This is a genomic window from Streptomyces sp. NPDC055025, from assembly GCF_053608565.1.
In genome coordinates this window covers 49,641-76,110 of sequence record NZ_JBSGVS010000039.1, presented here as the reverse complement: position 1 = coordinate 76,110, position 26,470 = coordinate 49,641, and the positions used below count along the sequence as shown (strand labels likewise).

Here is a 26,470-nt window from a genome sequence, read left to right as displayed (position 1 = left end):
CGAAGTCTTACGGCAAACGTGGGTCTTGTGGGTCTTACGGCATACGTGAGCCACATGGACGGCGTGCGCGGCCCCCGACCTTGGACATGCCCCGCCCGGAAGGGGTGTACGCCTGTGCCCGCACTTGTGCTGCTCGGTGCTCAGTGGGGTGACGAAGGCAAGGGAAAGGCCACCGACCTGCTCGGTGGATCCGTGGACTATGTCGTGCGCTATCAGGGCGGCAACAACGCCGGCCACACGGTCGTCGTGGGCGACCAGAAGTACGCACTGCATCTCCTCCCTTCCGGGATCCTCTCCCCGGGATGTATCCCGGTGATCGGCAACGGAGTGGTCGTCGACCCCGCCGTCCTGCTCTCCGAGCTGAGCGGGCTCAACGAGCGTGGTGTCGACACGTCCAAGCTGCTGCTCAGCGGTAACGCTCATCTGATCACCTCGTACCACACCACCATGGACAAGGTGACGGAACGGTTCCTCGGTTCGCGGAAGATCGGGACCACGGGCCGGGGCATCGGCCCGACCTACGCCGACAAGATCAACCGGGTCGGTATCCGGGTCCAGGATCTCTACGACGAGTCGATCCTGATCCAGAAGGTCGACGCGGCCCTCGACTTCAAGAACCAGATCCTCGCCAAGCTCTACAACCGGCGTGCCATCGAGTCCGGCAAGATCGTCGAGGAACTGCTGACCTACGCGGAGCAGCTCAAGCCGTACGTCTCCGACACTACCCTGGTGCTCAACAACGCCATCGACGAGGGCAAGGTCGTCCTCTTCGAGGGCGGGCAGGGCACGCTCCTGGACGTGGACCACGGTACGTATCCCTTCGTCACCTCGTCCAACCCGACGGCGGGCGGGGCCTGTACGGGCTCGGGCGTGGGGCCGACGAAGATCAGCAGGGTCATCGGCATCCTCAAGGCCTATACGACGCGCGTGGGGGCCGGACCGTTCCCGACCGAGCTGTTCGACGCGGACGGCGAGGCGCTGCGCCGTATCGGCGGCGAGCGCGGTGTGACGACGGGGCGCGACCGGCGCTGCGGCTGGTTCGACGCGGTGATCTCGCGGTACGCGACCAGGGTCAACGGTCTGACGGACTTCTTCCTCACCAAGCTGGACGTGCTCACGGGCTGGGAGCGGATCCCGGTGTGTGTGGCGTACGAGATCGACGGCAGGCGTGTCGAGGAACTCCCCTACAGCCAGACGGACTTCCATCACGCGAAGCCGGTGTACGAGTATCTGCCGGGCTGGTCCGAGGACATCAGCAAGGCGAAGAGCTTCTCCGACCTGCCGAAGAACGCGCAGGCGTATGTGAAGGCGCTGGAGGAGATGTCGGGCGCGCCGATCTCGGCGATCGGTGTGGGCCCGGGGCGTACGGAGACGATCGAGATCAACTCGTTCCTGTAGGACGTCCGGTGGTGACGGCCGGGGGCGGCGACCGGGGGAGGCGATGGTCCGCCGGTCGCCCTCGGCCGGTCGCCCCTCCGCCGGTCGCCCCTCTGTCAGCCGTCCCCGGCCGGTCGTTTCGGGTCGGTCCGGCCGGCCGGGGGGTTCCTGGTCAGTCGCCCTTGGTGTAGGTCAGTGACTCCCCGCCCGTCGACTCCCGGCGCAGGCTGCCGTCCGGCAGGATCGTCAGCTCCGTCGGATTCCCGGGGGTGCAGGCCGACATGGGTTCGCCCTCGGTCACCTTGGAGGGGCCGATACGGAGCGGGGCGTCCGGGTCCGGGGCCGAGGCGAGCGGCGCCTCGAAGACACAGCGGTAGCCGCCGCCCTGGGCCGGGCCGTCCGCCGTCAGGGAAAGGACCGTTTCGCCGACCTCGCCCTGCTGGATGACGAGCCGGCGGGTGCTGTAGCCCGCGGCGGTGTCCAGCCCGCCGGTCCAGGTGCCGAGATACTCCTCGGGCACCGCGCCCTCCGCCGCCCCGTCCGCGGGTGAGGCGCTGTCGGACGGGGACGGCCGCGGAGTGGTGTCCACCGGCGGCTTCGGGTCGGCGGAGCCGCTCACCCGCGCCTGTCCGTCCTCCTGTGTGCCGCCGCCGTTCATGAGCGCGTACACCGAGCCGCCCGCGGCGATCGCGACGATCAACGCCACCGCGATCAGGGCGGCGGTGCCCCGTGGATTGCGCTTGGGGCGCTGCTGCTGCGGCACCGGGGTGGGACCGTACGACGGGGTGGGACCGAAGGGTGTGACCTGCGTGGGGGGTGTGGTGGCGCCGTACGGGGCGGGCGGGCCGGGCCGGCCGTACGCGGGAGGCGCGCCGTAGGGCGACGGGGTCGGTCCGTACGGCGGGGTCGGTCCGAACCCCGGCTGGGGGTAGCCGTACGGCTGGGGCCCCGCGGGTTGCGGTAGCGGCTGTGGCTGGGCCTGTGGTCCCCGGACAGGTACGGGCGCGGCGGGTGCGGCCGGTGCGTGCTGTACGAGAACCGGCAGCGGCGCGGCGCCCGGAGCCACACCCGGCGTGGGCGTGGGCGGCGTGGGTGTCGCCGGTGGTGCCGTCGCGCCGGTCGCCGCGGGGAGGGCGCGGGCCGCCGGTACGGGAAGGGCCGGCCGCGGCGCCGGAGGCTGCTGCTGTTCCTGCTGTTCCTGCTGCTGCTTCTGGTGCTGTTCCTGCTGTTCGGTCGGCGCCTGTGCTCGTTCAGGCGCCGCCGCCACTGCCGCCGCCTGCGCGAGGGGAGCTTGTGCCTCCGCCTCCGCCTCCGCCCGCGACTCCGACTCCGCTCGCGCCGGTGCCGACACCGGCGCTTCCGCGGCCGGTGCGGCGATCTCGTCCTGCGCCGGTGTCCGTATCCGTCCCGTCGGGTCCTCGTGCTCCAGCAGCCGCACCGCGTGCTGGCCCAGTTGCGCCAGCAGTCCGCCCGGTAGCCATGGCTCCCCGCCGGGACCCGCGCCCGCGTCCGCCGCCTCGCCCACCCGGGCCAGGATGTCCTTGGTGGTCGGCCGGGCGGCCGGTTCCTTCTGGAGACAGGCGTGCACCAGCACCGCCAGATCCGGTGACAGCCCCGACAGGTCCGGTGCTTCCTGCGCGATCCGGTACATCAGCGCGTGCACACCGCTGTCCGCCGCGCCGAACGGCAGCCGCCCCGTCGCCGCGTACGCCAGCACCGAGCCCAGACAGAACACGTCGCACGCCGCCGTCACCCGGTCGCCGCGCACCTGTTCCGGCGCCATGAAACCGGGGGACCCCACCAGGGCGCCGGTCCGGGTCAGACCCTCCTCGGTGACGGTTTCCAGCGCACGGGCTATGCCGAAGTCGATGACACGCGGCCCGTCGATCGTCACCAGTACGTTCGACGGCTTGAGATCGCGGTGGATGAGACCCGCGGCGTGGATGTCCTGGAGCGCGTGCGCGAGACCCGAGGCGAGTATCCGTACGGAACGCTCCGGAAGGGGACCGTGACCACCGGACACGACGGTCTGAAGGCTCGGCCCCGCCACATAACCGGTGGCGAGCCAGGGCACCGGCGCCTCGGTGTCCGCGTCGAGGACGGGCGCCGTCCACGCGCCGCCGACCCGCCGCGCCGCGGCCACCTCCTGCCGGAACCGGTCGCGGAACTGCTTCTGTTCGGCCAGCTCCCGCCGTACGAGTTTCACCGCGACCGTACGGCCGCGGTCGGAGCGCGCCAGATAGACCCGGCCCATACCGCCCGCGCCCAGCCGGGCGAGCAGGCGATAGGCGCCGATGTGCTGCGGATCTTCCGCTACGAGCTTCTCCATGGCCGCGCGGCCCCTCCCGTACGTGCGACGTGCGGTACCCGCCATGGATCATCTCGCATGAGACGGGCGGGGTTGTCGAGTATCCCGACTATCTCGAACGCCGTTTCACCGCGTACGCGAGGGTCGGTTCACTCCGGCCAGGCGGAGTTCTCGATCACGTCCACGAAGTCCGTCCGTACGAACCCCGGTGAGAAGCGTGCCAGCACATCCGCGTTCACCGTGCCGAAGGTCGACTCGGGCCGGTGCTGGAACCCCTCCGTGAACGCCCGCAGGATCCGCCGCTTGAAGTCGGGCCGCGGATGCGCGGCGACGACCGCGTTCCTGACGGCCTCCGGGACGGCGTCGAGACCCATCCCCAGCACGTCGAACTCGACGCCCGCCGTCACCAGCGCCACCTCGGGCTCCAGACGCGCCGGGACCTCCGGTGTCGTGTGCAGGGCGATCGCGGTCCAGACGAGCCGCGCGCTCTGCGCCGGCAGCCCGTGGCCGAGCAGGAAGTCACGGGCCGCGTCGGCGCCGTCGATCTCGAAGCGCTGCCGCGAGCCGCGGTAGCCCTCGGTGAGACCGAGGTCGTGGAACATCGCGCCGATGTAGAGCAGTTCGGGGTCGTACGACAGACCTCGCCGCCGGCCCTGGAGGGAGCCGAAGAGGAAGACCCGGCGGGAGTGGTCGTACAGCAGGGGGCTCTCGATGTCCCGTACCAGCTCGGTCGCTTCCTTGACGAGGCCGCTGTCGGGGATCTCGATGTCGGCGATGCGCTCGGTCATGACGGATTCCTTTCGGGAGGGGCCACGGGCCGTGAGGCTCCGCGAAGGGACCGGGGGTCCTCCACGGGCCGCGAGGCCCGCGAGGGGACCGGGGAGCCCGGGGGCGCGGGCCGCCCCGGCGCCGGGGCCCGATGCCAGGGTTCGATACCGGGCCCTGATTCCACTGTCGCCCCGCCTGCCCCGCCGGTGCCATGTCTCCGTGGACGTACGTCCCACACATCCGGCCATGGATCCGGGCGTGCTGCTGAGCGAGATCGCGGCGGATCCGGCGGCCGACCGCCATCTCGGCGTGACCCCGTCGACGTACCGGGCGCGATTCCGCACGACGACCGGGACGCGCTGACCGGCCCCGGCGCGTGACCGGCCCCGGCGCGTGACCGGTGACCGACCGGGCCCGGCCCCGGCGGGTGGCCGTCGCGTACCCGCCTCGCGTACCCGCCTCGCGTGCCCACCCGGGCGCCCGACACCATGCCGACCCGAGCCGCTCAGGCCATACACCTTGGCCATACCGCCCCCGACCTCGCGCTCTCTACCCTGGCCCGCATGATCCCCCATGCCGACCCGACGACGGGCGCCGCCGTGAAGGCCGCGGACCGTGCGCACGTGTTCCACTCCTGGTCCGCCCAGGACCTGATCGATCCGCTCGCCGTCGCCGGCGCCGAGGGCGCGTACTTCTGGGACTACGACGGCCACCGCTATCTCGACTTCACCAGCGGTCTCGTCTTCACCAACATCGGCTATCAGCACCCCGTCGTCGTCGCCGCGATCCAGGAGCAGGCCGGGCGTCTCGCCACCTTCGCGCCCGCCTTCGCCGTGGACGTCCGCTCCGAGGCCGCGCGTCTCATCGCCGAGCGCACCCCCGGCGATCTCGACAAGATCTTCTTCACCAACGGGGGCGCCGAGGCCGTCGAGAACGCCATCCGGATGGCCCGGCTGCACACCGGCCGCCCCAAGGTGCTCTCCGCCTACCGCTCGTACCACGGCGCCACCTCCACCGCGATCAATCTCACCGGCGATCCGCGCCGCTGGCCGTCCGACACCGGCTCGTCCGGTGTCGTCCGCTTTCACGCGCCGTTCCTCTACCGCTCGGCCTTCTACGCCTCGACGGAGGCCGAGGAGTGCGCCCGCGCGCTGGAGCATCTCGAATCGGCCATCGCCTTCGAGGGCCCGGCCACCATCGCCGCGGTCATCCTGGAGACCGTCCCGGGCACGGCCGGTGTGATGGTGCCGCCGCCCGGCTATCTCGCGGGCGTACGGGAGATCTGCGACCGGCACGGCATCGTCTTCGTGCTCGACGAGGTGATGGCGGGCTTCGGGCGTACGGGCGCGTGGTTCGCCGCCGACCACTTCGATGTCGTACCCGACCTGCTGACCTTCGCCAAGGGCGTCAACTCGGGCTATGTCCCGCTCGGCGGAGTGGCCGTCTCGGCGGCCGTCGCGGAGACCTTCGCGACCCGCCCCTACCCCGGCGGGCTGACCTATTCCGGCCATCCGCTGGCCTGCGCCGCGGCCGTCGCCACCATCCGGGTGATGGAGGACGAGAAGGTCGTGGAGCACGCGGCCCGTATCGGTGAGACGGTCCTCGGCCCCGGGCTGCGCGAGCTGGCGGCCCGGCACCCCTCGGTGGGCGAGGTGCGCGGTACGGGGGTCTTCTGGGCCCTCGACCTGGTCAGGGACAGGGAGACCAGGGAGCCGCTCGTGCCGTACAACGCGACGGGCGCGGCGAACGCGCCCATGGCCGCCTTCGCCGCGGCCTGCAAGGCGAACGGTCTGTGGCCCTTCGTGAACATGAACCGTACGCACGCGGTCCCCGCCTGCAACATCACCGAGGCCGAGGCGAAGGAGGGGCTGGCGGTCCTGGACCTGGCGCTGACGGTCGCGGACGAGTACACGGTGTAGACCCGGCGGGGGCCCCGGCGGGTCCGCACCGTGTACCCGCCGGGGGCCCCGGCGCGGGTCGGAGCCGCTCGGAGCCGCTCGGAGCCGCTCGGAGTCGGCCACACCACACCCGTCCCACCCCGCCCTCCGGCACCCCCTGGCTTAAGGTGTCGGGAGCCGGATGAGGGGACGAACCATGCCCGCCAGCGGAGCCGTGACCCGCAGTACCTTGCGGCAGCAGATCGCGGACGCGCTGCGTGACGAAGTGCTGGCAGGGCGTTTACTGCCGGGGCAGGAGTTCACCGTCAAGCAGATCGCCGAGCAGTACGGAGTCTCCGCCACCCCCGTCAGGGAGGCGCTGGTCGATCTCTCCGCGCAGGATCTGCTGGACTCGGACCAGCATCGCGGTTTCCGGGTCCATCAGTTCTCGATCGACGACTTCCGCGGCATGGTCGAGGCGCGCTCGCTCATCGTGGACAGCGTCTTCCACAGGTCGGCGGGCGCACTGCCGGCCTTCACGGCGCAGAGCGCGGAGCTGGTGTCCGTACGGCGCCGGGCCGAGGAGGCCGCGCGTGCGGCCAGGGGCGGGGATCTGAACGTCCTCATCGGCTACGACCTGCGGTTCTGGCGTGAGCTGTGCGCGCTGGTCGCCAATCGCTATGTCGCCGATTTCCTGCACCGGCTGCGGGTACAGACATGGGTGTTCGCGGTGCCCTTCCTCCGGGACGAGGGCGAGGGCGGGAAGTGGCTGTGGAACGGGCATGAACAGCTCGTCGACGCGCTCACCCTGGGCGACGCCGCGGCGGCGCGCGCCGTGATCGCGGAGTACGACGACCACGCGCTCAAGTGGGCCGACAGACTGGAGAGTTCGCGGCGGTGAGTGGGGACGGGGGACGCGCGGACGGTACGGCCGGGGCACGCGCGGCGGGGGCACGCGCGGATGGGGTACGCGCGGACGGGGCACGCGCGGACGGGGCGTACGCGGGGAGCGTGGCGCTGAGCGTTGTTGTACCGGCGTACAACGAGGAGGCGCGGCTGGGACCCACCCTCGACGCCATCCGCGCCCATCTGCGTGCCGATCCCGACCGCTGGGGCGAGTGGGAGCTGATCGTCGTCGACGACGGTTCCACGGACGGCACGGCGGCGATCGCCGCCGAGGCCGCCGCGCACGAGCCGCGTATCCAGCTGCTGCGGAGCGACGGCAACCACGGCAAGGGCCATGCCCTGCGGCTGGGCGTACTGGCCTCGTACGGCCGGCGCGTCCTGGTCACCGACGCCGATCTCGCCACCCCGATCGATGAACTGGACCGGCTCGACAAACAGCTCACGGCCGACGGCGACGGCGCGGCGATCGGCTCGCGCGCCCATCCGGACGCGAGCATCGAGGTCCGCCAGCTCGCGCTGCGCGAGTGGCTGGGCCGGCTCGGCAACCGGCTGATACGGGTGGTCGCGGTCGACGGCATCAGCGACACCCAGTGCGGTTTCAAGCTCTTCGACGGCGAGCGGGCGCGGGCCGCCTTCGCCGATTCCCGGCTGGACGGCTGGAGCATCGACGTCGAGATACTGCGCCACTTCCGGCGCTCCGGCTGGCCGGTGACCGAGGTCCCCGTGCGCTGGGCGCACCAGCCGGGCTCGAAGGTACGGCCGCTGGACTACGGCAGGGTCCTGCTGGAGCTGGCCCGGCTCAGGGCGGGGGAACGGGCGGGCGACCGGGCGTCACAGCGCCGGGCGGACAGCCGGGCGGACGGCCACCCGGACGGCCTGAAGGAGAGCCGGGCGGAGAGCCGGACGGACGGCCGCGAGGAGGGGGTCCGCGAGGAGGGGGTCCGCGGGGGCCGCGGCGCGCGCGGGCACCGCCGTACGGATCTCGCCGTCGCCGGGCTGTTCCTGCTCGCCTCCCTCTTCCTCTACAAGGGCCTGTGGGCCGATCTCGACCACGCCTATCTCGCCGACGCGGGGTCGGACCAGAACCAGTGGGAGTGGTTCTTCCGGGTCACCGCCGACAATGTCGTCCATCTGCGCAACCCGCTGTTCACGACGCTCCAGAACTTTCCCGACGGTGTGAACCTGATGGCGAACACGGTCATGCTCGGGCTCTCCGTCCCGCTCACCCCCGTCACGCTCGCCTTCGGTCCCACGGTCACCTGGGCGCTGGTCCTCACCCTCGGTCTGACGGCCACGGCCGTCTCCTGGTACCGGCTGTTCGCGCGCCGGCTCGTCCGGGACCGCCGGGCGGCGGCGCTCGGCGCGGCGCTCGCCGCGTTCGCGCCCCCGATGATGTCGCACGCCAACGCGCACCCGAACTTCCTTGTCCTCTTCATGATCCCGGTGATCATCGACCGGGCGCTGCGGCTGTGCGTGCCCATGGACGACGACAACGAGGAGGCCGAAGGGCGGCGTGTCCTGCGGGACGGCGCGCTGCTGGGGCTCTTCGTCACGTATCAGATCTTCCTCGGTGAGGAACCGCTGCTGCTCGCCGTGATGGGCATGCTGCTCTTCGCGCTGGCGTACGCCGTCGTACGGCGCGAGATGGCGCGCGCGGCGCTGCGGCCCCTGCTGCTGGGCCTGGGATACGCGTTGCAGGTCTGTCTGCCGCTGCTGGCGTTCCCGTTGTACTGGCAGTTCTTCGGCCCGCAGAGCTACCACAGCGTGCTGCACGGCGACAACGCGGGCAACAGCCCGCTCGCCTTCCTGGAGTTCTCCGGGCGCGCGCTGTTCGGTGACGAGACGACCGCCGACGCGCTCGCGATGAACCGTACCGAGCAGAACGCCTTCTACGGCTGGCCGCTGATCGCCCTCGCCTTCGGGATCGTGGTGTGGCTGTGGCGGCTGGCCGTGGTCAGGGCCCTGGCGTTCACGGCGGTGGCGGCGGCGCTGCTCTCCCTGGGGCCGAAGGTCCGTATCCCCTTCACGGACACCGTGCTGACCGGCCCCTGGCGGGCGCTGGCCCATCAGCCGCTCTTCGAGTCGGTGATCGAGTCGAGGGTGGCGATGATCTGCGCGCCGGCGCTGGGCGCGCTGGTGGCGCTGGCGGCGGACCGGCTCGCGGTCCGCAGGGCGGAGACGGAGGCGGACGCGGACGCGCGGGCGCACGCGGACGCGGACACGGACACGGGCGTGGGGGCGCACGCGGGCGCGGGCGCGGACACCGTACCGGGGCCGGGTCCGGGTCCGGGCGACCGGGCCGGGGCCCGATGGCGCAGACACCGGCTCGTCGGGCTCGCGGCGGTGGCCGCGGCACTGATCCCGATCGTCCCGACGGCGCTGCCGGTACGGGACCGTCCGGACGTCCCGCGGTTCATCGCCGACGGGATGTACCGCGCGTACGTCTCCGAGGGCGAGACCGTCGTCCCCGTACCCCTGCCCGACCCCGGCAGCGCGGAGGCGCTGCACTGGCAGTCCGCGACGGGCCTCGGCTTCTCGGTGCCCGGCGGCTACTTCAACGGGCCGTGGGGCGAGAACCGTACGGGCATCTACGGCGCCCCCGCCCGCTACACCTCGAATCTGCTGCGCGATGTCCGCTACAGCGGCCAGGCCCCGGTGATCGGGGCCAACTGGCGGGCACAGGCGCGCTTCGACCTCGCCTTCTGGCACGCGGGGGTCGTGGTGCTCGCGCCCCAGGCCAATGACGCGGCGCTCTACGAGACGGTGGAGAAGCTGCTGGGGCGGCCGGGGAAGCGGATCGGCGGGGTCTGGATCTGGGATCTGCCGCCCACCGGGGGAGCGGGAGCGGCCGGTACGGGATGATGGCGGCGCGACACGGACAGGACGGGTGTCGGACGGCGGGCGCGAGGACCGGGGCGAACGGCTTCGAAACGGTCTGACGCCGGGTCATCGGCCCCGGCCCGGCCCGTACCGGCGGTCCTCCGTCGGCAGGGACGCGTGAGGGAGGGCCGACCGGGACCCTTCGCTGGACGTGCCCGTCGCATTACGCTGTCCCGACCATCGCGCGCACGCGTACGACCTGTTGGAGAGCGAGCCTCCCTTGGCCTGTGACCTGTGGTTGGTCCCCCTCGTCGATGTGCTGTGCCACAGCCCCGACAATCCCTTCGCCGAAGAGATCGCCGTATACGACAAGGCGCTCGGCGACGCCGGGCTGCCGTCCGTTCCCGTCTTCGCCTATATGCCCGGCCTCTCGGGGGATGTCGCCCCGGTCGCCGGCTTCGACTACGACGCGCTGCACTTCCTGCGGCGCGCGTATCTGCTCCAGCTCTGCGGCCTGGCCGTGACACCGGTCGGTGAACTGGGCGGTGACTACGAGCAGTTGCTGGAGATGTTCGAGTCGACGGCCCAGCAGTCGCATCTCGTCTGGCACTACGACCACGCGGGCGCGTATGTCCCGGTGGACTACGACGCGCCCCTCTCGAACGAGGAACTCCTCGCGGGCGGCGGCCCGCTGGGCTCCACGCAGGGTCTGCTGCGTGAACTGGAGATCGTCGCCCCGGCGATCGGTATCGACCCGGCCAACCCCCCGTCCGCCCCCGCCCCGCCGGAGCGCCCCACGTCCTTGGAGGAACCGGCGACCTCGATCCCCTACGACGACGGCCCGTTCGCCAGGGAGCGCCATGTCTGGCTGGGCCTGCACGCCGCGGCGACCAGAAGTCTGGGCCAGGGCTCAATGATCATCTTCAGTTGACGAACGGCCGATGCGGGCGGGGCCGGCGAGATCCACGCCGGCCCCACTGTCCCCGGCCCCACTGCCCTGGCCCTACCGTCCCCGGCTCCACTGCCCCTGGCCCTACGGTCCGGCAGGCGCCATCGCCGTCCGGGCGGGCAGGCGGGCGCTACCGCGGTTCCGGCGGTCGCTGTCTCGGCATGTTCGGCCGGGTGCCCGGGGGCAGGGGAAAGCGCCCGGGGGGCGGTACGGAACCCTCCCCCCGTACCCCGCCCATCGGCATCGACTGCGTCACCAGCGGCGCGGGACCCGAGCGGAACTCGATCATCCAGTCCGCCGTCTCGGCCCGTACCAGCTCGGTCACGTCCTCCGTGAACCGCCGCAGCACCGCCAGACAGCGTTCCGCGGCCTCGCTCGCGGTGCCCTCGGTCGGCCCCAGGACCTCCCGTACACACTCCGAGGCCCAGTCGAACTGGAGCGTCTGCAATCTGCGCTGCACCCCCTGCGCGGTCGCGACCGCGCGCATCCAGCCGGACGTCAGCCCGAAGTACCGGTCGCACGCCAGACAGGCGGCGCCCAGCAGCAGCGAGACATAGCCCCAGCCCGCCGCCCCCGCCAGCGCCCCGGTGAGATCCAGCAGCGGCAGGGCGGCGCCCGCGGTCACGCCGAGGGCCGTCGCGCCCCGCAGGACACGGGCGGCGCGCCGTTTCCGTAACCGGGTGGCCAGATACCAGTCGACGGTGCGCAGCGCGCCGGTCTCGACCCAGCGGTAGAGCTCGTCGAGCCGTTCCGCGGGCTCTCCCCAGTCGCCGAGCGGGAACGGCCCCCCGACCAGATCGCCCTCGGTCTCGCCGCCGTGCGGCACGGCGCCACCGGCACCACCGGCACCATCGGACGAGGCGTCCTCCTCCCGGGCAGGGCCTCCGGGCTGCATCTCCGGCTGGCTCACCTGGGCACTCCTCTGCGGTCTGCTGTGACTTTGTGTGGGCGGCTGGTCGACGATCGGTCGGTTCCGCTTCCCGGTTCTCGGGCGGACGGCATACGGGTGGCGGGCGGATGACGGACAGGCGGCGGACGGGTGGCGGGCGATTCCGCGCATGCATTCCTACCGCCGAATGGTGGGCTGTGTGTCCGAAATCCCGGTATTTACCCCCACGTGTGGGCCTTGATCAGGTGGAGGAGCCACGGGGCTCTCACTCGAAAGAGTTCGTTCCGGTGGGGTGGAGCGGGCTGCCCGGTGACCACGTAGGCTCGGCTTACAGAGGAAAACGTCGTCGAATGCCAGGAGTGACCGTGATTCCCGGTGGTGGTCAGCCCAATATGCAAGAGCTGCTCCAGCAGGCCCAGAAGATGCAGCAGGACCTCGCCCGAGCACAGGAGGAGCTGGCGGCGACCGAGGTCGACGGCCAGTCGGGCGGTGGTCTGGTCAGGGCGACCGTCAACGGCTCGGGCGAACTGCGCGGCCTTGTGATCGATCCGAAGGCCGTCGACCCCGAATCCGCGTCTTCCTTGCAGGAACTGGGGGAGACCCTCGCGGATCTCGTCATCGCCGCCGTCCACGCGGCGAACGAGAACGCGCAGCAGCTCCAGCAGCAGAAGCTCGGCCCGCTCGCCCAGGGTCTCGGCGGTATGCCGGGCCTGCCCTTCTAAGACCTCCCGACACCAACTAGCGTACGTACCCGGGCCCGTACCCGCGGCCGGTACGTACTCACCACAGCAGGGGAAGGCAGTCCGTTGTACGAAGGCGTCGTTCAGGACCTCATCGACGAACTGGGCAGACTGCCCGGCGTCGGGCCCAAGAGCGCGCAGCGGATCGCCTTCCATGTCCTCCAGGCCGAGCCGACCGATGTCCGCCGCCTCGCCCATGCCCTGCTGGAGGTCAAGGACAAGGTCCGGTTCTGCGCCGTGTGCGGCAATGTCGCCCAGGAGGAGCGCTGCGGGATCTGCCGTGACGCGCGCCGCGATCCGACGGTGATCTGCGCCGTGGAGGAACCGAAGGACGTCGTCGCCATCGAGCGCACCCGCGAGTTCCGCGGTACGTACCACGTGCTCGGCGGCGCGATCAGCCCCATCGAGGGCGTCGGCCCCGAAGATCTGCGGATCCGTGAACTGCTGGCCCGGCTCGCCGACGGCACGGTCACCGAACTGATCCTGGCGACCGACCCCAATCTGGAGGGCGAGGCCACGGCCACGTACCTCGCCCGCATGATCAAGCCGATGGGCCTGAAGGTCACACGCCTGGCCAGCGGTCTGCCCGTGGGGGGCGACCTGGAATATGCCGACGAGGTCACGCTCGGGCGTGCCTTCGAGGGGAGACGACTTCTCGATGTCTGACGCAACGCTGCACGCCGCCCATCAGGATCCGGACGACTTCGCGGTCCAGATCGCCGACCAGATCGAGAGCTTCATCGTGGCCGTCACGGAAGTGGCGAAGGGCGATGAGCCGGACAGCGCCGTACCGTTCCTGCTGCTGGAGTTCTCCCAGCTCATGCTGGCCGGCGGCCGGCTGGGCGCACACGAGGACATCCTCCCCGAGGAGCGCTACGAGCCCGACCTCGGCCCGGAGCCGGACGTCGACGAGCTGCGCGAGCGTTTCGCGGTGATCCTCGAACCGATCGATGTGTACTCCGAGGTCTTCGACCCGTACGAGCCCCGCAAGGCGCCCGTCGCGGCCCGTATCTCCGACGACATCGCCGGGGTGATCACGGACCTCCGCCACGGTATGGCCCACTACCGCGCGGGCCGTACGACCGAGGCGCTGTGGTGGTGGCAGTTCTCGTACTTCTCCAACTGGGGCTCCACCGCGTCCGCGACCCTGCGCGCCCTCCAGTCCCTGGTCGCGCATGTCCGCCTCGACCAGCCCCTCCCGGCCCTCGACGGCCTCGACACGGACCAGGACCTCGGCGAGGACGCCCTCGCGGAGGAGGCGGGCAAAGTGATGGCGGAGGAGATCGCGGGCCCCCTGGGCCTCCGTACCGTCAGGTAGCGCACCGGCAGGTGTGCCACTGGTGGCAGGCGGTCCACCGTCAGGTAGTCCGCCGGCAGGCGATCCATCGGCCCATCGGCCCGGTGTATGTCGCGCTCCCGCGTGACGTGGGCCACGTTTCCGCGTGCCGTGTGACATCGGGGGCATGCATCCTCACCGAGCGACCGGCGACCGGTGTTCGATGATCACTGAGTGAGCGGGACATCTCACGATGTGATATGTCCGAGTCGTCGTGCGGTCGCTCGTTAAACTGAGCCGACAGTAGTGATGGACTGAGCGAGGAGCGCACGTGGGCCTTGTCGTGCAGAAGTACGGAGGCTCCTCCGTAGCCGATGCCGAGGGCATCAAGCGGGTCGCCAAGCGAATCGTCGATGCCAAGAAGAACGGCCATCAAGTGGTCGTCGTGGTTTCGGCGATGGGCGACACGACGGACGAGCTGATCGATCTCGCCGGACAGGTGTCCCCGATCCCTGCCGGGCGTGAGTTCGACATGCTGCTGACCGCCGGAGAGCGGATCTCCATGGCCCTGCTGGCGATGGCGATCAAAAACCTGGGCCACGAGGCCCAGTCGTTCACCGGCAGCCAGGCGGGCGTCATCACCGACTCGGTCCACAACAAAGCGCGCATCATCGATGTCACGCCGGGCCGGATCCGTACCGCGCTGGACGAGGGCAACATCGCCATCGTCGCGGGGTTCCAGGGGGTGTCCCAGGACAAGAAGGACATCACCACCCTGGGGCGCGGCGGGTCCGACACCACCGCCGTGGCGCTCGCCGCCGCACTGGACGCCGAGGTCTGTGAGATCTACACCGATGTGGACGGTGTCTTCACCGCCGACCCCCGGGTCGTGACGAAGGCCCGGAAGATCGAGTGGATCTCCTTCGAGGACATGCTGGAGCTGGCCAGCTCCGGTTCCAAGGTGCTGCTGCACCGGTGCGTCGAGTACGCACGCCGTTACAACATCCCGATCCATGTCCGTTCCTCGTTCTCGGGGCTTCAGGGCACATGGGTCAGCAACGAGCCGCAAGGGGACCGCACGGTGGAGCAGGCCATCATCTCCGGTGTCGCCCATGACACCTCCGAGGCGAAGATCACGGTCGTCGGCGTCCCCGACAAGCCCGGCGAGGCCGCGACGATCTTCCGAGCCATCGCCGACAACGAGATCAATATCGACATGGTCGTCCAGAACGTCTCCGCCGCGGCGACCGGACTGACCGACATCTCCTTCACGCTGCCGAAGACCGAGGGCCGCAAGGCCATCGACGCGCTGGAGAAGACGAAGTCGACGATCGGCTTCGACTCGCTGCGCTACGACGACCAGATCGCCAAGATCTCCCTCGTCGGCGCGGGTATGAAGACCAACCCCGGCGTCACCGCGAGTTTCTTCGAGGCGCTGTCGGACGCGGGCGTGAACATCGAGCTGATCTCGACCTCCGAGATCCGGATCTCCGTGGTCACCCGCGCGGACGATGTGATCGAGGCCGTACGGGCCGTGCACACCGCCTTCGGTCTCGACAGCGACTCCGACGAGGCCGTGGTCTACGGAGGCACCGGGCGATGAGCCGTCCGCACACGGACCGGCCGTGCACCGGCCGGTCGCACCGCGCAGGCCGGCCGCACACAGGCCGTTCGCGCACGGGCCGGTCGTACACGGGCCGGTCGCACACGGGCCGGTCGTACGGCGACGTCGGGGGCAGGCGCGGGAGCGCCGCGCCATGAACGGACGGCCGACGCTCGCGGTCGTGGGTGCGACCGGGGCCGTCGGCGCCGTCATGCTCCAGATCCTCTCCCAGCACGCCGACGTCTGGGGCGACATCCGGCTGATCGCCTCCCCGCGCACGGAGGGCCGCAAGCTCTCCGTGCGGGGCGAGCCGACCGAGATCGTCGGCCTCACCGAGGACGCTCTCGAAGGCGTCGACGTCGCGGTGTTCCTCGTACCGGACGAGGTGTCCGCCCGGTGGGCCCCCGTCGCCGTGGCCAAGGGCGCTGTCGTCGTGGACAGTTCGGCCGCCTTCCGGATGGACCCGGATGTGCCGCTGGTCGTCCCCGAGCTCAATCCCCACGCGGTACGGTCCCGTCCGCGCGGAATCGTCGCGAGCCCGGCCTGCACCACGCTGTCCATGATCGTCACCGTGGGCGCCCTGCACGCCGAGTTCGGTCTGCGGGAGCTGGTGGTCTCCTCGTACCAGGCGGTCAGCGCCGCCGGCCAGGACGGCATCACCGCCCTGCGCGAACAGCTCTCCCTCGTCGCCGGTACGGAACTGGGCACGCATCCCGGCGACGTGCGCCGCGCGGTGGGCGACACCACCGGCCCCTTCTCCGCCCCGCTGGCGCTCAATGTCGTGCCCTGGTCCGGTGCGCCCCAGGACGGCGGCTGGTCCTCGGACGAGATGGCGATACGCGACGAGACCAGAAAGGTCCTGGACCTGCCCGGACTGCGGGTGACGGCGACCTGTGTCCATGTGCCGGTGATCACCGCGCACTCGCTCACCGTGCACGCGCGCTTCGAGCAGGAGATCACCGTCGACCGGGCGCACGAGATCCTGGCGACCTCACCGGGTGTCGTGCTGTTCGACAACCCGGGGGCGGGCGACTTCCCGACGCCCGCGGATGTGGTGGGGACGGATCCGACCTGGGTGGGGCGAGTGCGGCGGTCGCTGGACGACCCCCGGGCACTGGAGCTTTTCGTCTGCGGCGACAATCTCCGTAAGGGCGCGGCCCTCAACACCGCTCAGATCGCCGAGGCCATCGCCCTGGAACTGTCGAAGCCGTAACCCGCCACATCCTCAGCTGTGGCTCAAAAGTCGACGAAAACCAGAAGCCGTTGAACCCTAAAACTTTGTAGGATCTGTGAACGTCCCGTGGTCAGGTTCATGGTCACACCGCTTGAACTGGGACGTTGTCTTGTTCGACGATGCCCGTCCGTCTTTCCCGCGCTTTCCTGCGAGAGCGCCGCAACCGCCGACCGGCCGGGAAGCGTCTCTGCGGTCACCCCTTCGCGGTGTCGCGAGAATTGGGGCATAGGGGGAGATCGGGTACGTATGACGGCAATTGGTGCAGCGTCAAATGGGGTGACGTACGCGTACAACCCTGACGGGGGGAAGCGTGTCCAACAGGCGTGGCAGAGGTTCTCGACATCACAGCGATCGCCCCGGTACGCGGCGCGGCGGTGCGCCCGCTCCGGCGGCCCCGCACACCCGGCGGTATGCCGGTGATCGCCCCTATGCCCGCAGCGCGCCCGGCCCGGCTGCCGTCCCAGCGCGAGGGCGCTGACGGCGCGATGGCAGCGGGTACCACCGTCGATCACCTCACCGAGACCTATCGCGCCCACTACCGGTCACTGCTCGGGCTCGCCGCCCTTCTGCTGGACGACACGGCCTCCTGCGAGGATGTCGTCCAGGAGGCGTTCATCCGGGTGCACTCCGCGCGCAACCGGGTACGGGAGCCGGAGAAGACGCTCGCGTATCTGCGGCAGACCGTGGTGAACCTCTCCCGGTCCGCCCTGCGCAGACGGATCCTCGGTCTCAAGCTGCTCTCCAAGCCGATGCCGGACATGGCGAGCGCGGAGGAGGGCGCGTACGACCAGCTGGAGCGGGACGCGCTGATCAAGGCGATGCGCGGACTGCAGCGGCGGCAGCGTGAGGTACTGGTCCTCCGGTACTTCGCGGACATGACCGAGGCGCAGGTCGCCGAGACCCTGGGAATATCACTGGGTTCGGTGAAGGCGTACGGCTCGCGCGGCATCAAGGCGCTGCGCGTCGCCATGGAGGCCACGGCATGAGTGCGCGGAAGGACCGGCGCGGCTTCGGCCGTCCGAGCCGTGCGAACGGCCACGGCGAAGGCCGTGGGAACGAGCCGGACAAGCCGGCCGGGCCGGACAGCCCGACCGGGCCGGACGCGCCGTTGAACGACCTGACTGGAAACGGAATTGTGAACAACGGGCCGGATAACGAGCTGAGCGGCCTCGGTCATACGGGTGCCGGCGGCAGCGGTGGAAGTGGCAGTGTCAGTGGCCGGAGCGGTATCGGTCGCGGCGACGGCGCCAATAGCGGCGGCGGTAACGGCGGCGGCGGTGGCGGCACGGGAAGCACGGGCAGCCGTGAGCCGGGCGGTGATGCCGGCGGAGACGCCGGCCATCTGAACGCCGACCTGGGCGGCGGGCCGGGCGATGAGCCGGGCGGCGACCTGGGCGGAAGCCTCGACGGCTTCGACATGGACGAGCTGGCGCTGCGCCGGCTGCTCCATGACGCCGTGGACGAACTGCGGCCCTCCGAGGGCGCCCTCGACCATCTCCGCAAGGCGGTACCGACCAGGCGGGCCAGAAAGCGCCAGGCCGTCGTCGGTATGGCCGCCGCCGCACTGCTGTTCGGCACGGCGGTTCCCGCGTTCGTCCATGTCGCCAACTCCACCGGCACGGCGGACGACCACTCGGTCAACGCGGGCCATGGCGAACAGGCCCAGGGCGGTACGGGCGCGAGCAAGGACTCCAGCGGCGCGGGGAAGGATCCCCACGAGCCCGCCGACCATGTGTCCCCCGACACGGACGACCCCGGCAAGGTGGCCGAGCCGGAGAACACCGCCTCGGGCGGTACGGCCGAGGGCGGCACCACCGGTACGGCCGACCCCGACGGCTCCCAGTCCTCGTCCTTGCCCACCTGCGCGCCGGGGCAGCTCGGGGTCACCGTCGCCGAGGCAGGCGCGCCCGACTCCGGCGGCAAGGTGTACGGCACCTTCCGCGTCGCCAATGTCTCGCGCACCGACTGCTCGGTCACCGGCCGGGGCACGGTCGACTTCCAGACCGGGGGCGCGGCCGACAAGGCCAAGATCACTGTCGTGGCGCACACGGCGGGCGACGCGGCCACCGGTCTGCCCGACCCGTCCCTGGAAGCGGCGGCGGTGACGCTGACGCCGAACAGCGCGTACGAGGTCAGGTTCGCCTGGGTACCGGCCGAGAGCTGTCCGACCACCGGTGCCTCCCCGGACCCCACGCCGTCGGGCGACAGCTCGGCGGGCACCGGCACCGGCGGTGGTACCGGTACGGGCGGCACCGACACCGGAGCGGGCACGGGAACGAACGCGGAGCCTCAGCTCCTGACCGAGGGCGGCACGATGGAGGGCAGTGTCTCCGTCGTGCACACCCCGGAGCCGGGTGCGCCGGTCGCCGAGGCGACGATCCCCAACGCCTGCGCGGGCACGATCTACCGGACGGGCGTCCTGAACGCGCCATAGCCTGCCCGCCCGCCGAGGCAGGTGACGAGGTGACGCTGGGGCTACGGGCGGGCTACGCGGGCTACGGGCTACGCGGCGGTTTCCAGCCCCAGCGCCCGGTCCTTGACCGCCTCCGCGTCGCGCCGGAACAGCCGGAACCACATGAAGAGCACAAAGCCGACGAAGGCGAACCACTCACCGGTGTAGCCGAGGTTCTGGAACGCCTTGAGGTCGAGCCCCGTGTTCTGCGGTGTGGCGGCGGGCACCGGCAGCAGTCCGTCCGACGCGTGGGTCACGGTGATCCACGCGTCGTACACCTCGTACGGCACGACATTGACCAGCGACGCCGCGCTGATCATGGCGAGCTGCCCCTGGGGCAGACCCCCGCCCGCCCGCACCCCGTCGGACCCCACGGACTCGGAGGCCTGGAGCGCGCCGGTCACACTGACCTCGCCGGCCGGTGGCGCGGGCGCCTTCCTGCCCTCGGCCAGCCACCCGCGCACCACGGGAAGCGCCTTGCCGCCGTCCGTACGCAGCATGGTCAGTACATACGAGCCGTTCCTGCCGTCCAGCTCCCGGTCCGGAACGAGGAACTGCTCTCCGTACCGCCCCGTCGCCGTGGCATGACGACCGGACGTCTCCTGATCGACGGGCAGCAGCGTCCGCACCGCCACCGCGGCCCGCTTCCCGGGATCGGGCCGCTCCTGTGCGGCCTGGTGGGTATCGACACGGTCCTCGAAGCGGCCGAGCTGCCAGGTCCCCATGAAGACGCAGAAGGGGATCGCCAGCAGGACGAAGGCATTGATTCCCCACCAGCGCGGAGTCACCAGGAATCGGTACACCCCTCCACCGTACGGAACGCCCCCCAACCCCCACTTCCCGGGTCCCGCTCCCGTCCGTCCGCCCGTCCGCGCGTCCGCCGGGCCCGGGGCCGGTCCCGGTCTCCCGGGCCCGGCCCGCGCGTCCGGCGCCTCGCTCTCCCCTTCGCTCTATCCCGCTACTTCAGGTGTCTCATCGCGAAGTCCAGCTCCAGCCGGACCTGCTTGATCCGTTCCTCCACGACCAGCGATCCGTGGCCGGCGTCATAGCGGTACACCTCGTGGACCGCGCCGCGGGCGGCCAGCCGGTCCACATAGTTCTCCACCTGGCGGATCGGGCAGCGCGGGTCGTTCACACCCGCCGAGATATAGACAGGAGCCCGGACCGCGTCGACATAGGTCAGCGGCGACGACGCCTCGAAACGCTCCGGCACCTCCTCCGGCGTACCGCCCAGCAGGGTGCGGTCCATCGCCTTCAGCGCCTCCATCTCGTCGTGGTACGCCGTCACATAGTCGGCGACCGGCACCGCCGCGAGCCCGACGGCCCAGTCGTCCGGCTGGGTGCCGAGACCGAGCAGGGTCAGATAGCCGCCCCAGGAGCCGCCCGCCAGGACCAGCTTCGCCGGATCGGCCAGGCCGGAGTCCACCGCCCACCGCCGGACCGCCGCGATGTCCTCCAGCTCGATCAGCCCGACCCGGTGCTTGAGCGCGTCCGTCCACTCGCGCCCATAGCCCGTGGATCCGCGGTAGTTGACCCGAACGACCGCGAACCCGTGGTCGACCCAGGCCGCGGGTCCCGCGGCGAACGCGTCACTGTCGTGCCATGTCGGACCGCCGTGGATCTCGAAGACCGTCGGGAACGGACCCTTCCCCGCCGGTCGCTGCACCAGCGCGTGGACCCTGCCACCGGGACTCTCGACCCACGCGTCCTCCACCGGCACCGACGCGGGCGCCGTCATGCCCGGCGGATCGAGCACGACCCCGCCCGCCGTGGACCGTACCCGCGGCGGCTCGGCCGCGGACGACCAGAGATACTCCACGCTGCGGTCCGGCCGGGCCGTCGCCCCCGACACCGTCCCCGGCGGGGTCTCCACCTCGATCAGCGCGCTCTTGGCGAAGTCATAGCGCCACAGCTCGCTGCGGCCCTCGAAGCTGTGCACGATCAGCAGCTCCGACCCGTCCGGATACCACTCGGCGCTGATGTCCCCGGGCAGCTCGACGGCGAGATCGGTCTCCACACCCGTCAGCGGATCCCAGACGATCGGCTCCCAGCGCCCCCGCCGCTGATGGCCGACCAGCAGCCGGTAGTCCCCGGCCACCGGCGCGAAGCCCAGCACCTCCAGCCCGAGCTCGCGCGTACCGCCCTCGGTGTCGTCCAGCTCCGCCACCGTCGAGCCGTCCAGCCGCAGCACCCGGAGCGCCGAGTGCATCGCGTCCCCGTGCTCGGTGTGCTCGATCGCGAGCAGTGTGCCGTCGTACGACAGATCCCCGACTCCGGCCGATTCCCGGTGCCGGTAGATCTCGACGGGCACCTCCCCCGGCCGTACGACATGCAGCGTCGAGCCGTCCTCGTCGGTCGACCGCCCCACGACCGCCGTGCCGTCCCGCCCGAGCGCGAGCCCGGCGGGATAGGAAGGACCGAGCCCCGGTGCCGCCGGCTCGTCGAGCGCGGAAGTCCCGGCCCCGGCGCCGCCTTCGGCCCCTGCCCCGCCCCCCTCACCGACAGCGCCGGTCTCTCCGCCGTCCTTCTGCCCGGCACCGCTCCACCCGGGCGTGAACGGCTGGCGCATCCAGACCCCGAACTCGTCCCCGTCCGTGTCCGAGAACCACCAGATCCACTCGCCGTCGAGCGACAGCACCCCGTCCGTCGTCCCGTTCGGCCGGTCCGTCACCTGCCGCTGGGCGCCGGTCGTGCGATCCCATGCGTACAGCTCATACGTCCCCGTCGCATTGGACACGAACAGCGCCCGCTCCGGCGCGTCCTCCGCCCAGTCCGGCAGCGAAACCCGCGGCGCCCGGAAGCGCTTCTCCCACTCCGGCATCGAACCGGCCATCTGATTCATGCCCCCATTCTGCGCCGGAACCCCGACATCCCGTCGGCGTCCCCCTCAGCCTGTGGATAACTCCCGTACGCGGATCAGGATTCTCGTGGCGATGGCGGTCGGCTCCGCCTCGGCCCGACCCCATGTCCACGGTCGGCCCCGGTCCGAGAGCAGCGGGACCGTCGGCACCGGGACCGTCGGCACCGGGACGGTCGAGGTGTGAGGCGATCTCCCGGAGGGCACAGAAGTAAAGAGAGGTGCCCTCCTCCCGGAGTTTCCGGAGTTCCCTGAGTTCCGCCACGGTTTGGTGTGCGGGCAGGGCGCCGCAGAGGATGGCGACGGATGCGCGGTGTTCCTCGTTGCTGAGACATGTGCGGTGCCGGCAGAGCGATCGCGGAAGGTCCATCCTCTGAATTCCGTATCAATCGCACGGTTTCCGTGCCGCCCGATTGCGCGGCCGCACGGTGGACGGACCCCCGGAATATGGCGGGCCTGCCGACCGCGGTGAATTGTACGAACGCACTTCGGACATACGCATATCTTATGTCTGGTGGGTACTTATCACGAGAAAGATGCTTTCAATACTCTCTCATTTACCCCAAATGTTACTCAATTTTGGGACAGGCAGGAATAAACGATGGCTGCTCCACCTAGGCTCTGCGTCGGTCGTTCATGCATGTACGACGAACTGCTCGCCGTGCACACGATCCTGCGTCGGGGCACCGCCCTCGTGTCCGAATCATTCGGGCGCCTCGCCGGCGGTGAGCCCGTCGGTGTCAAGGCGCTGGTCAATACCGCTCGCTGGCTGATCGAGTCCATCCGCCGCCACCACGCGAGCGAGGATGTGCTGTTCTGGCCGGCGCTGCGGGAGGTCGTTCCCACCGATGCCGCCAGGATCGACGGACTGAGCTTCGCGCTCGAAGCGCTCGATGCCGAACTGCACGAACTCGAAAGGACGGTCGACGCGATCGCCGCCCAGCAGGTCACGGGCGAACGGGACGCGGCCCTCGTGGTCGTGGGCCAGGCCGCGCTGTCCGGGCTGCCGTCGGCGCAGCGGGTCCAGTCCGTTCTGAACAAGCATTTCGATGACGAGGAAGCCGTATTCAAGGAATTGATCCCGCAGATCGCGGACGACGAGGTCGCCCGGTTGCGGGCGGCGATCGTCGGCGGAGCCCCGCATACCGGACCCCATCTGGTGTTCGGTCTGATGGAGGATCCGGAGGAAGTCCCGGGCTACGCGCCCCTGGTGAGCAATTTCCCCGCGGCCATGCGCTGGATGCGTCCGGTGCTGATCACGCGGTACCGCTCGTCGAAGAGGGCGCTGGGAGTTCCCACGTAGTCCACACCGCCCGCGTGGCGTGACGGATGGTGCGTGGGCATGGCTGGTGGTGCGTCCGGGCCGGAAAGTGGTCTTGTCGGACGGTCGTACGGTACGCGATAGTTCTACAGCACTGTAGATACCTATGGCCGCCGACGCCGGGACACGGCACCGGCGGCCATGTAACGGTCCCGTCCGATCCCGGGAGAGAGCAGATCTGATGTTCGGCTTGAGCGAACTGGCCCTGATCCTCATCGTCATCGTCGTTCTGCTCGGCGCCAAGAAGCTGCCTGAGCTGGCCCGTTCGGCAGGCAAGGCCGCGCGGATACTCAAGAGCGAGACGAAGGCGCTGAAGAAGGAGGGCGACGGCGACGGCGGGCAGACCCCGGGGACCGTGGCAGGGGCAGGGGCAGGGGCAGGGGCAGGGGCAGGGGCGGGGTCGGCGTCCGGGTCGGAGGCCGCCGCGTCCGGGCGTCGCGTCGTGACCGGCACGATCGTCGAGCGGAACGACCCGCCCGCACAGTCCTGACCCGCTGGGGCCCGCCCCCGCCATGAGGTCCTGACCCCAGGCTCCCGCTGCTCGCCGACGCTTCAGGCCCGTCCCCGACCCCGACGCCTAGACTGAGCCGTCGGGTTCGGGTCCGGGCAATTCGGGTCGAAGGACCGCGCGGGACGGGAGAGCGATCGTGACGGCAGAAGTCGGCGGCTCCGGCGACCCGTCCGCCGAGGTGCTCGCGGAAGCGGCTGCCGCGTTCGGGCTGCTGGCGTCGTCGGCGCGGCTGCACATCGTATGGGTGCTGTCCCAGGGCGAGAGCGATGTCACCGGACTCGCGGAACGGGTGGGCGGCGCGCTCCCCGCCGTGAGCCAGCATCTGACCAAACTGAAGCTGGCGGGGCTCGTACGGTCGCGCCGCGAAGGCCGCAGACAGGTCTACTTCGTCGACGATCCCGATGTCGTCACCGTGGTCCGGCTGATGGTCGGGCAGCTCACCGACCGGGCGGCGCACGCGCCGGTCCGCCACGCGCCGGTCCGCCACATCTGATCGCGCGTGGCCTGGCGCATGGCTGATTCCGCGCGTGCGCGTGTGTGTACGCGCGGGCGTGTGCGTGCGCGCGGGCGTGACCGGGAACCGGTCGTCGGCCCCCGGTCGTCGCCCCCTCCGCTTTCTGTCCCTATGCCTGTCCGTCGGTGTGTTGGAGGATCCGCGTCAGAGGATCCGTGTCAGGAGATCCGCGAGGGGCCCGGTGTGGCCCGGTGTCAGGGGCTCGCCTGGTCGAACCCGTACCGCAGTGGCTGCTCCTGTACGCGCGGATCGCGCCGGTACACGTACAGCGCCTCCACCTGCGCCCCGCCCGCCGGTCCGTCCACCTCACAGGGGTACGTCACCTGCACCACGGCGGGCCGGTCGGTGACCCGCATCCGTACCCCGTCCGCGGGGCCCCCGTCGAGGACCGCGGTCTCCCATTCCGTTCCGCTGTGATCGTGATCGCCCATGCGCATGCCCATGCGGACACTTTAAAGCGTGCGCAACTTTTGACCTATACGGCTTTTTACGGGGGGCGCGGTCACCGAAGTCAGCGTAGTGCGCTCCCCGCCCGCCACTCATCCCAATCGAGATTCCAGTCCCCGTATCCGTTGCCCGCCGCCACGGTGTCCGTGGACCCGGTGACGCGCACGACGTCGCCCGGGATGACCTCCTCGTAGAAGCGCCGCGCGGTGCCGTCCGTCGCGAGCCCGACACAGCCGTGGGTGACGTTCCGCCGGCCCGCGTAGGTGTCCGCCTTCGGGTTCTGGTGGAGGTAGGTGCCGGAGGTGGTGAGATGGACGGCGTAGGCGTAGTAGCCCTTGTACGCGTCGCCGTAGCCGACCGTACGGGAGTCCATCAGCACCCGGCGCTGCTTGTCGGAGACGACCATGGTGCCGTTCCAGGTGTCCATCCCGGGGGCGCCCGCGGTGATGGGGACGCGCCGGGTGGTGCCGTCCTACGCTGAAGCCTGAGCACGGCGCGGGCACGGTGCGGTGCGGCGTTGCGTGGCGCGGGCGCGGTGTGGCGCGGCGCGGCGCGGCACGGCGCGCAGCTCACGGGGCGGGGCGGGCGAGGCGAGGGGGGCGGAGGTGGGCCGGGACTGGCGGGGCGGGACCGGCGCTGATCGAGCAGGCGCTCGCGGGGGCACCGCCACTGACACCGGCCACAGAGGCCGGCGGACCGGCTCACCTGCAAAAATTGTCATGGACTGGACCCTCATGTCCGGCGTACTGTGCGTCGGCCGCGATCTTTCGCGAGCCGTTCCATTTCTCGCCCGTGGGGGGCCGTCCTCGTCATGTCCGTATCCAGTGAACCGCGTTCGCGTCCGCCGCTGCCCGGAGGAGCGGCCCCGTCGTCGCCCGGACTCCTGACCGCAGCCGTCGCGGGGCTCGCTCTCGCGGCCCTCAGCGACCTGTACAGCCTGTTTGCCGGAGCCCGGCTCCGGGCGCTCATCGACGGAGACGACGGCTTCGTCACGGCGCCGCAGCAGAAGCTGGAGGCAGCCGCCTCGCTGTACGAGACGGCCGCGAGGTACCAGGTCACCGTGTACCTGCCCTGCGCGATCGTCTTCGTCGTCTGGTTCTTCCGGATGCGCCGCGACACCGGACTGATGGCACCGGACCGGTTCCGCAACGGACCCGGGTGGGCCATCGGAGCCTGGCTCGTCCCGCTGGTGAACTTCTGGATGCCGTACCGCATCGCCCTCGGCATGTGGGGGGCCGCGTCCCAGCTGCCGGCCGACGGCGAGCGGTACCGGGCGCGGACCTGGCCGGTGAACCTGTGGTGGGGTCTGTTCGTCTTCAGCATGCTGTTCAACCGGTACGCCAGGGCGAAGTACGACGACGCCGAGACACTGACGGAGATCAGGGACGGGGTGGCGCAGTACATGACCGCCGACGCGCTGCACATCGCCGCCGCCGCTGCCGCCGTGTACTTCGTCGTCCGACTGACCGCCATGCAGCGACTCAAGGCACTCCAGGGCCCGTTCCGGGCGCCGGCCACGAAGGACGAACCCGAAACCGGCGCGGTCACGACGAACGGCACGGTCACAACCGATCCGGACCGTTAGCCACACGAATTGGTCACGCACAGCACATCAGGGGCA

24 protein-coding genes and 1 pseudogene are annotated in these 26,470 nt (G+C 70.8%); 18 read left to right on the top strand and 7 right to left on the bottom strand.

Annotated features, from left to right (window positions below; genetic code table 11):
• The first annotated feature begins 114 nt into the window (after positions 1-114).
• Positions 115-1,398 carry an adenylosuccinate synthase gene (locus ACWGDX_RS23685; protein ID WP_453628516.1) on the top strand — a complete coding sequence of 428 codons (1,284 nt, stop codon included), beginning with the start codon at positions 115-117 and terminating at the stop codon, positions 1,396-1,398.
• Positions 1,399-1,549: 151 nt separating this feature from the next.
• Here the strand turns inward: ACWGDX_RS23685 and ACWGDX_RS23680 are convergent, their stop codons facing one another.
• Positions 1,550-3,706, bottom strand: coding sequence for a serine/threonine-protein kinase (locus ACWGDX_RS23680; protein ID WP_453628514.1), 2,157 nt, complete (start codon positions 3,704-3,706; stop codon positions 1,550-1,552).
• 128 nt (positions 3,707-3,834) lie between these two features.
• Entirely contained in the window at positions 3,835-4,473 is a 639-nt protein-coding gene (locus ACWGDX_RS23675) for an HD domain-containing protein (RefSeq protein ID WP_453628512.1), read from the bottom strand.
• Positions 4,474-4,672: 199 nt separating this feature from the next.
• Here ACWGDX_RS23675 and ACWGDX_RS23670 point away from each other — a divergent pair, with 199 nt between their 5' ends.
• The 5 genes from ACWGDX_RS23670 (at position 4,673) to ACWGDX_RS23650 (ending at position 10,987) form a co-directional block, all read left to right on the top strand.
• A complete protein-coding gene (locus ACWGDX_RS23670; protein ID WP_453628510.1) occupies positions 4,673-4,816 on the top strand; it encodes a hypothetical protein in 144 nt (47 codons plus the stop codon).
• 200 nt (positions 4,817-5,016) lie between these two features.
• Positions 5,017-6,372, top strand: a complete 1,356-nt coding sequence (locus ACWGDX_RS23665; protein WP_453628508.1) for an aminotransferase class III-fold pyridoxal phosphate-dependent enzyme — start codon at positions 5,017-5,019, stop codon at positions 6,370-6,372.
• Between the two features lie 175 nt (positions 6,373-6,547).
• On the top strand, positions 6,548-7,231 hold the full coding sequence (locus tag ACWGDX_RS23660) for a GntR family transcriptional regulator (protein WP_453628506.1): 684 nt from the start codon (positions 6,548-6,550) through the stop codon (positions 7,229-7,231).
• Positions 7,232-7,341: 110 nt separating this feature from the next.
• On the top strand, positions 7,342-10,098 hold the full coding sequence (locus ACWGDX_RS23655; protein ID WP_453628548.1) for a dolichyl-phosphate beta-glucosyltransferase: 2,757 nt from the start codon (positions 7,342-7,344) through the stop codon (positions 10,096-10,098).
• A gap of 238 nt (positions 10,099-10,336) precedes the next feature.
• Positions 10,337-10,987 (top strand): hypothetical protein, encoded by a 651-nt coding sequence (locus tag ACWGDX_RS23650; RefSeq protein WP_363081026.1) that lies wholly within the window; start codon positions 10,337-10,339, stop codon positions 10,985-10,987.
• Between the two features lie 148 nt (positions 10,988-11,135).
• Here the strand turns inward: ACWGDX_RS23650 and ACWGDX_RS23645 are convergent, their stop codons facing one another.
• On the bottom strand, positions 11,136-11,915 hold the full coding sequence (locus ACWGDX_RS23645; protein ID WP_453628504.1) for an SLATT domain-containing protein: 780 nt from the start codon (positions 11,913-11,915) through the stop codon (positions 11,136-11,138).
• A gap of 344 nt (positions 11,916-12,259) precedes the next feature.
• On the opposite strand from ACWGDX_RS23645, the gene ACWGDX_RS23640 reads away from it, so the two are divergent.
• The 7 genes from ACWGDX_RS23640 (at position 12,260) to ACWGDX_RS23610 (ending at position 19,181) form a co-directional block, all read left to right on the top strand.
• The gene (locus ACWGDX_RS23640) at positions 12,260-12,616 is read left to right on the top strand and encodes a YbaB/EbfC family nucleoid-associated protein (protein ID WP_363081027.1); all 357 of its coding nucleotides are present in this window, start codon (positions 12,260-12,262) and stop codon (positions 12,614-12,616) included.
• Between the two features lie 84 nt (positions 12,617-12,700).
• On the top strand, positions 12,701-13,300 hold the full coding sequence (gene recR, locus ACWGDX_RS23635) for a recombination mediator RecR (RefSeq protein WP_453628502.1): 600 nt from the start codon (positions 12,701-12,703) through the stop codon (positions 13,298-13,300).
• A complete protein-coding gene (locus ACWGDX_RS23630) occupies positions 13,293-13,952 on the top strand; it encodes a DUF5063 domain-containing protein (RefSeq protein WP_453628500.1) in 660 nt (219 codons plus the stop codon). The genes recR and ACWGDX_RS23630 overlap by 8 nt, the downstream gene beginning before the upstream one ends.
• Before the next feature lie 289 nt (positions 13,953-14,241).
• Positions 14,242-15,513, top strand: coding sequence for an aspartate kinase (locus ACWGDX_RS23625; protein ID WP_363081008.1), 1,272 nt, complete (start codon positions 14,242-14,244; stop codon positions 15,511-15,513).
• 154 nt (positions 15,514-15,667) lie between these two features.
• A complete protein-coding gene (locus ACWGDX_RS23620) occupies positions 15,668-16,726 on the top strand; it encodes an aspartate-semialdehyde dehydrogenase (protein WP_365903433.1) in 1,059 nt (352 codons plus the stop codon).
• Positions 16,727-17,070: 344 nt separating this feature from the next.
• Positions 17,071-17,733, top strand: coding sequence for a SigE family RNA polymerase sigma factor (locus ACWGDX_RS23615; protein ID WP_363081010.1), 663 nt, complete (start codon positions 17,071-17,073; stop codon positions 17,731-17,733).
• Complete coding sequence (locus tag ACWGDX_RS23610) at positions 17,730-19,181, top strand: hypothetical protein (protein ID WP_453628497.1); 1,452 nt, start codon at positions 17,730-17,732, stop codon at positions 19,179-19,181. Before ACWGDX_RS23615 ends, ACWGDX_RS23610 begins: the two co-directional genes overlap by 4 nt.
• A 68-nt stretch (positions 19,182-19,249) precedes the next feature.
• On the opposite strand, the gene ACWGDX_RS23605 is transcribed toward ACWGDX_RS23610, so the two are convergent.
• Positions 19,250-20,002, bottom strand: a complete 753-nt coding sequence (locus ACWGDX_RS23605) for an SURF1 family protein (protein WP_453628495.1) — start codon at positions 20,000-20,002, stop codon at positions 19,250-19,252.
• A gap of 155 nt (positions 20,003-20,157) precedes the next feature.
• Entirely contained in the window at positions 20,158-22,020 is a 1,863-nt protein-coding gene (locus tag ACWGDX_RS23600) for a prolyl oligopeptidase family serine peptidase (RefSeq protein ID WP_453628546.1), read from the bottom strand.
• Positions 22,021-22,093: 73 nt separating this feature from the next.
• On the opposite strand from ACWGDX_RS23600, the gene ACWGDX_RS23595 reads away from it, so the two are divergent.
• The 4 genes from ACWGDX_RS23595 (at position 22,094) to ACWGDX_RS23580 (ending at position 24,381) form a co-directional block, all read left to right on the top strand.
• Positions 22,094-22,243: a hypothetical protein gene (locus ACWGDX_RS23595; protein WP_453628493.1), complete on the top strand. Its 150-nt coding sequence runs from the start codon at positions 22,094-22,096 to the stop codon at positions 22,241-22,243.
• Positions 22,244-22,696: 453 nt separating this feature from the next.
• Complete coding sequence (locus ACWGDX_RS23590; protein WP_453628491.1) at positions 22,697-23,359, top strand: hemerythrin domain-containing protein; 663 nt, start codon at positions 22,697-22,699, stop codon at positions 23,357-23,359.
• Between the two features lie 199 nt (positions 23,360-23,558).
• Positions 23,559-23,867 (top strand): twin-arginine translocase TatA/TatE family subunit, encoded by a 309-nt coding sequence (locus tag ACWGDX_RS23585; RefSeq protein WP_453628489.1) that lies wholly within the window; start codon positions 23,559-23,561, stop codon positions 23,865-23,867.
• A gap of 157 nt (positions 23,868-24,024) precedes the next feature.
• Entirely contained in the window at positions 24,025-24,381 is a 357-nt protein-coding gene (locus ACWGDX_RS23580) for an ArsR/SmtB family transcription factor (protein WP_453628487.1), read from the top strand.
• A 215-nt stretch (positions 24,382-24,596) separates the two neighbouring features.
• Here ACWGDX_RS23580 and ACWGDX_RS23575 read toward each other — a convergent pair whose 3' ends face one another.
• Together ACWGDX_RS23575 and ACWGDX_RS23570 are read right to left on the bottom strand one after the other, a co-directional pair.
• Positions 24,597-24,845, bottom strand: coding sequence for a hypothetical protein (locus ACWGDX_RS23575; protein ID WP_365903440.1), 249 nt, complete (start codon positions 24,843-24,845; stop codon positions 24,597-24,599).
• A gap of 68 nt (positions 24,846-24,913) precedes the next feature.
• Positions 24,914-25,306: pseudogene (locus ACWGDX_RS23570) on the bottom strand (L,D-transpeptidase); the annotation flags it as partial.
• A 354-nt stretch (positions 25,307-25,660) separates the two neighbouring features.
• Here ACWGDX_RS23570 and ACWGDX_RS23565 point away from each other — a divergent pair.
• Positions 25,661-26,434 (top strand): DUF4328 domain-containing protein, encoded by a 774-nt coding sequence (locus ACWGDX_RS23565; RefSeq protein ID WP_453628485.1) that lies wholly within the window; start codon positions 25,661-25,663, stop codon positions 26,432-26,434.
• Positions 26,435-26,470: the final 36 nt, after the last annotated feature.